Origin of the sequence: Nostoc sp., from assembly GCF_036916735.1 — a bacterium.
Classification (GTDB): domain Bacteria; phylum Cyanobacteriota; class Cyanobacteriia; order Cyanobacteriales; family Nostocaceae; genus Nostoc.
The window spans coordinates 21,798-28,082 of the sequence record NZ_JBALFV010000061.1 but is presented as its reverse complement, the minus strand read 5'-3'; the positions used below and the strand labels follow the sequence as shown (position 1 = coordinate 28,082).

Sequence of the window (6,285 nt, the reverse complement as noted above, 5' to 3'; positions counted from 1 at the left end):
CTTGAGTTCTTTGAAGTGCTGGAGATGGTCAAGCCGGATTTGGTGTTGACTGGACCACGGGTGGGTGCTTTGGTGAAGAAGTTGCATTTGCCTTATGTGAATGGTCATGGCTACCACAATGGTCCTTATATGGGTTTTGAAGGTGCGGTGAATATGGCGCGTGATATGTATAATGCCATTTATTCTCCTCTGATGAAATTGGCTCAAATTGATATCCGTGATGAGCAAATAAAAACTGTTATCCCTGAAGAAAACAGTAAACTTGGGGAGAGCGAAGTAGAACAATCGAAATCTTTTGATATTACATTAACCGAATCTATCGCAGAGCTTGAAAGCTTAAAAGTTGAAACTCAACCATTACCACTATTTGTTGATAAACTATTACATCAGGAGAGTGAAGTAGAACAATCGAAATCTTTTGATATTACATCAACCGAATCTACCGCAGAGCTTGAAAGCTTAAAAGTTGAAACTCAACCATTACCACTATTTGTTGATAAACTATTACATCAGGAGAGTGAAGTAGAACAATTGAAATCTTTTGATATTACATCAACCGAATCTACCGCAGGGCTTGAAAGCTCAAAAGTTGAAACTCAACCATTACCACTATCTGCTGATAAGCTATTACATCAAGAGAGCGAAGTAGAACAATCGAAATCTTTTGATATTACATCAACTGAATCTATCACAGGAATTGAAAGCTCAAAAATTGAAACTCAACCATTACTACCACCTGTTAATCAAACATTGCCTCAATGGCAGCCAAATGATAGTAAATTTTCTAGCTATTTGGAGCAATTACCTAAATATTTAAGTAAATTCTCCATAGAATATAAACTGCCAATCATTTGTTTTACTACAATTATTACAGCGACTATTGCAGTTAAAATAGTTGTAGCTGTACTAAATGTAATAAATGAAGTTCCACAGTTACATTTAGTTTTCGAGTTGACTGGAATTGGTTACTTAATCTGGTTTGTTTTCCGATATTTATTCAAAGCTTCTACTCGGCAGGAATTAGCTGCACAAATTAATTTTATCCAAAAAGAAATTGTCCAGGGGCAAGATTCATAAGCTGTTATGCCTCTATATTTGCTTTCTTTCACTATGAAAGAAAGCACAAGGCAAACAAACACATTCATGCTACCTAATAACTTTTCCAACAAAGCCTTTGAAAGGGAAGCATCCCAAATGTGTAAAAACATATTTTGTCATTGCGTACTCTTTTGGAGAACCCGTAGGGTACGTAATGAAATGAAGCGTGCGCGCGTTGCATCTCTTAAAGTTGCAATCGCAGCATCTAGACTTTGCGATTGCTACCCTTCGGGAAGGCTCCGCCTACATTCCGCAACTCTTACAGACGCTACCGCGTTAAGCGAAGCTATGCCGAAGGCGTTGCCTCTGGTAGAGAAGGCTTTACGCTCCATTGGCAATGACTACCTACTAACTTGGTAAATTTGCTTGCATTGGGATGCTCCCTATAAAAGTTGACTTTGGTGTAACTGCTACTGATGGGAGCAAAACACTGCCTTGGCTTTCCCAGTTCATTATTTGACAGACGGTCTAAATAGAGTATTGGTTTATCTCCACAGAAAATTATTGATCTCGGCACAGATATAATATTTGTGCCTTTATTTGTGCTTTTGACATACAAAGATTGGCGTAGATGTATTCGTGCTAATGCTGGTGTGGAAGCTAGCCTGACACCAGACAAAGTAGAACTATTTAACCAGGAACTGGTGGCATTATTCCAAACAAACTATTCTACACCTGAGCTTCAGGTTCATCATCGAGTTTGGGTTGCGATCGCTTCTCTTGTCTACGAGAGACTGCGCTAACAAGACGCTTTAAGAGCAGGGTACGCTCGCCGTAGACATTGCAAAAGCACTACAGTTGTAGTTATTCCTGAAGTCTTGTCATGTACGTAATCTCATCAAGATAAAAAACTTTTTACTTAAAGTTTTGATAAAGTCAACGTTTAATTATGTAGTTGAATTGATTTTATCCAACCAAGTTGGTATGATAACTTCAATCGAAAACACAAATTTGTATAAAAGCATACGCTATCAATACTGTTGAATAATTCATAAAGTTTAAACGCTCAGATTGAGGACTGTTTAAGCATTAGTTAAGCTGTTCCACACTTTTTAAATCATATATGGTCGTGTTGGCTGTTGAGTGTTAACTCTTGACTGTCAACTCTCAGCAGTCAAAAAACCTCACGAGTGACTATGCAAGAAATATGTGTTTTAGCTTATCAAAAACGAGAAAGTGATTTTTTCCTTACTTATGGGCGATTAAAAAATGATGAAAAAGTATTTGCTTGCCGCTTCAGTGACTGCATTAGTTGTCAATCTTACCTTTACAAAACAGACTTTAGCAGCCACACTGGCTGCACCTCCTGAGGTGACTTTATATGCTGCTGGTAGCTTGAGGGGTGGCCTTTCGGAAGTTGCTAGTGCCTTTACCCAGGAATATGGGATTCCTGTTAAAACAGAATTTGCCTCCTCTGGTTCATTGAAAGATAGGTTGTTAGCAGGGGAAAAGGCAGATGTCTTTGCCAGTGCGGATTTAGGTAATGCCCTTGCACTAAATCAAAATTTTTGTAAGCATATCTGCGACTTCTTCAGCATGCAGCTGGTCATTCAGGGGTATCACCCCTCATCCCATGATTTTATCAATTTTACGGCGGAATACTAATAATGCGATCACTGGAATTTTTCTTCTTATCCAAATATTTTGGTAAAAATTGTAGAAACCAAAATATTTCTGAAAACCCTTCAGATTAAAGATGCCTACAACGCAGAGTTCCCACACCACTTGCCTCAGCGATCGCCTTTTATGTAGGAATTGGATTTTTACTATCGACTAAGCACCTGCATCAAGATTGTGAAAAAAAGCAATCCTGAGAGCCAATCGGCACTGTAGTGCAGTCGATGCTACTGGAGTTACCATGTGCCAGGAATTATCTGAGCGCACAATCACAGCCGAAAAGTGGCCCAATGGTGCAATATCTTGGAAGATAGATTCTGGTTTTTCGTCAAAGAGAATTCGCAAACAACCACCCCAGTCCATAGACCATTGTTCATTGAAAAATAGCAAATGAGTCAGAGCTTTCGATGGTTCATCAGTATGAGGGCGATGACAGTGGCCTAGATTATATCGACGAAACCCAATCACCATTGCACAGTCTTTAAGTTCCACCCCAGACATCTGTGTTAAAGCTTGGCGGTAAGCAGGTGTCCACAGTTCTTCTATCAGTTGTCGCCAAATACTGCTGAGATTACCAAGATTAGAAGATAATCTTCCTTGTGTAATGCGATCGCGCCAACGATCTGACAACTCAGGGCTAGCGCGATGGCTACGCCCGCCGCAGGCATCGCAAAACTTGTACATCAAAGCAATATCCTCGTTACTAGCAAGCATCTCACTCCAAAGATACCCATATCCTTCCCCTATTGATAAGCGAAACTGTTCTTGGGGAAAGCTAGCAGCAAGTTCCAAGCTAGCTGCTTTGGGCAACAAATTCTCTATCACAGCATAACTGTATGGAACTGATTGCATTGTTGTATGATAAATAGCATCTAAATTTAGCATTATCAATCTTCTTTGAATTATGTTTGTAATTTACACTTTGTTTGTAATTTACACTTATTTATATGATTGCTAAATTAAAACTTAATATTATAAGTCAATAGTTTCCAATTTCAGCATTTAACTAATTATGACAACTCAGGTATATATTTTTTCTTAACAAAGTTATGTTGTTACCAACTATTTTGGATAATAGTAGTAATTATTACAATTCTGACAACTGAATGAGATTAGGTTTAGGGTGAATCTTGGTTGAGCTATTTATTTTTCAATTGATCATAAAACTAAAATGAGTGTTTTCTTTTCAGATGAGGCGATCGCTAGGTTAATTCAGGAAGATGTTCCCTACCTAGATTTGACAACCTATGGACTTGGCATTGGCAAGCAAACTGGTGAAATCGAGTTTTCTACCCGTCATCCGATGACCATTTGCGCTACTGAAGAAGCAGCCAGAGTATTAAAATATTGTGGTGCTGAAGTTCATTATCAAGTCGAAAGTGGTACAGTCTGTCAAGAGAAGCAATTAATTCTTCAAGCTAGTGGCGCTGCGATCGCTTTGCACAGTGGCTGGAGAGTTGCTTTAAATTTGATGGAATACGCCTCTGGCATTGCTTCGCGTACAAGAGTATTAGTAGATACTGCTAAAACAGTAAATCAGTCTATTTCTATTGTGACTACTCGTAAATGTTTTCCAGGTACTAGAGCGCTTTCTATCAAAGCAATTCTAGCTGGCGGGGGGTTTTTTCATCGCTTAGGATTATCTGAAACAGTTCTAATATTTAACCAACATTTAATATTCATGGGAGGTATAGTTGGGCTAACTGAGCGCATGAATGAACTGCGACAAAAGTTTCCAGAACAACGTATTTGCGTTGAAGTAGATACACCAGAAGATGCTTGGATGGCTGCTCAAGCAGGTGTAGATTTAATTCAGTTTGATAAAATTCCTCTACCAGACCTTGAGCCTCTAGTTTTGAAATTGAAGCAGGAGCATCCAAACTTAAAACTAGCAGCTGCTGGTGGTATTACCTCTGAAAATATAAAGGATTATGCTAGCGCTGGTATAGATATTTTGGTGACAAGTTCACCCTACTTTGGAAAACCGTGCGATATTGCAGTCAAAATGACGATGGCACAGTAGGCATTTTTAATTTAGTTTGATACTTAAGATTGCAGTTGTTAAAACGCAGGAGCTGAACCAGAAAGAATAGTGTTTACACAAGACTTAAAACGGAAGTAGAACAAGCGTTTTATCAAGCTCTTAAATAATTGATCAAATAGAGCGATAGACGGCTATATCGCTCTGTTCATCGTACCTGTGAACGGTTCCACTTCTTAGTCTATTGGTTGCATACACTACGAGTCTAGTAGCTGGATAGTTTTGCTCCAACTTATAGTGTCCGCACAATTATAACCCTTCTCCACAAATCAGACAGTTTTCTAATTTACAGGTAAATTTTACATATAAACACTTTATTAGCTTGATAGTAACCTATTTACAAAGCAAATAACGATAGCAAGTTTATATACAATATTAAGCTTCACTATTTTAAAAAGAAATAAAAATTAATTTTGTTAGCGTTTAATTACCAAATAATATGGTAATTTACTTAATAAGTTGGTATTATGTTAAGCACGTACATAGATACACTTATCCATTTTAAAAGACCTAAACCTATTCTGAGATTTGCGGGTAACTTTGTCTTTGGATTCATTAGTTTTTAATAATTTATATTGAAAACTAGCTATTTTGTATTGTTTGGTAAGGAGTTGAAAGTTGAATGATTTGAAGGTTTTATTTTTTCTAGCAAAAATTTTTGTCAACTTACTCAGTTCTAGTGAGAACGATACTAATTTGTGGTGAGCGAAAAGCTTTGAGCAAAACTATCTAATTTTTTCAATATTCAATCGGAAACGGAGGAGAATTTTATGCGTTTTACCCGCCAGATACCCATTGCATCTTTAATACTATCGCTACTGGTTTTATGGCAGCCTACTTTAGCTGACTCCAGAAGTGATGTTCCCTGGAATCAAGAAGAAAAAACACCTTCTCTTTGGGAGAAAAATAAGTGTCCTGGAGGCTCTTCGCAAAGTTTTCGCTTGGGTGGAGAACTCAATAATCCAGCCACTTATAACTTTCAAAAACTGCAAAATTTACGAGATACTTTAAAAAAACAAAATCCAGCATTAGTTACTGAAATCACTGTGAGCTTTCAAACCGGCTCAGGGCCACGAACAGAAACATACTATGGAGTTCCCCTATGGGAATTAATTAATAATCTCAAAGCCGGAGGTGGTCTAAAACCTGGAAATTCTGGGGTGAATAGTAAAAACTCTTTTCTGAGGCAATATGTTCTAGTTGACGCCACAGATTGCTATGGTGCAGTCGTAGCTATTGGTGAAATTCAACCTAACTTTGAAGGGAAAACAGTGCTAATTGCATTTGCAAAAAAAGGTAGTGATGGTAAAGTCGTGCCTTTAACAGATGAAGGATTTGCTCGTTTAGTAGTTCCAGGTGACAAAGCTGGAGGTCGTTATGTTAGTAATGTGACAAATATCCTTATATTATCTGCTCCTCCTTCTCCTTTGAAATCAAAATATTTCTGAAAACCCTTCTGATTAAAGACGCCGAGAACGGATAATTTCCACACCACTTGGTCTACTTGACTAAGTGGCTTTCGATTGCAA

At 37.9% G+C, this 6,285-nt stretch carries 6 protein-coding genes; 5 read left to right on the top strand and 1 reads right to left on the bottom strand.

The window, feature by feature from the left end:
• The 3 genes from V7L20_RS15115 to V7L20_RS15105 form a co-directional block, all read left to right on the top strand.
• Positions 1–1,077, top strand: a 1,077-nt coding sequence (locus V7L20_RS15115; RefSeq protein WP_334744872.1) for a CAAD domain-containing protein, incomplete at its 5' end; no start/stop codon positions are given.
• A 551-nt stretch (positions 1,078–1,628) separates the two neighbouring features.
• The gene (locus V7L20_RS15110; protein WP_334744871.1) at positions 1,629–1,841 is read left to right on the top strand and encodes a hypothetical protein; all 213 of its coding nucleotides are present in this window, start codon (positions 1,629–1,631) and stop codon (positions 1,839–1,841) included.
• A gap of 466 nt (positions 1,842–2,307) precedes the next feature.
• Positions 2,308–2,703, top strand: a complete 396-nt coding sequence (locus tag V7L20_RS15105; RefSeq protein WP_334744870.1) for an extracellular solute-binding protein — start codon at positions 2,308–2,310, stop codon at positions 2,701–2,703.
• 168 nt (positions 2,704–2,871) lie between these two features.
• Here the strand turns inward: V7L20_RS15105 and V7L20_RS15100 are convergent, their stop codons facing one another.
• On the bottom strand, positions 2,872–3,600 hold the full coding sequence (locus V7L20_RS15100; RefSeq protein ID WP_334744869.1) for a 2OG-Fe(II) oxygenase family protein: 729 nt from the start codon (positions 3,598–3,600) through the stop codon (positions 2,872–2,874).
• 286 nt (positions 3,601–3,886) lie between these two features.
• Between V7L20_RS15100 and modD the strand changes: the two genes are divergently transcribed.
• Positions 3,887–4,738 (top strand): ModD protein, encoded by an 852-nt coding sequence (gene modD / locus V7L20_RS15095; protein ID WP_334744868.1) that lies wholly within the window; start codon positions 3,887–3,889, stop codon positions 4,736–4,738.
• Between the two features lie 788 nt (positions 4,739–5,526).
• Positions 5,527–6,204 carry a hypothetical protein gene (locus V7L20_RS15090; RefSeq protein ID WP_334744867.1) on the top strand — a complete coding sequence of 226 codons (678 nt, stop codon included), beginning with the start codon at positions 5,527–5,529 and terminating at the stop codon, positions 6,202–6,204.
• Positions 6,205–6,285 lie beyond the last annotated feature (81 nt).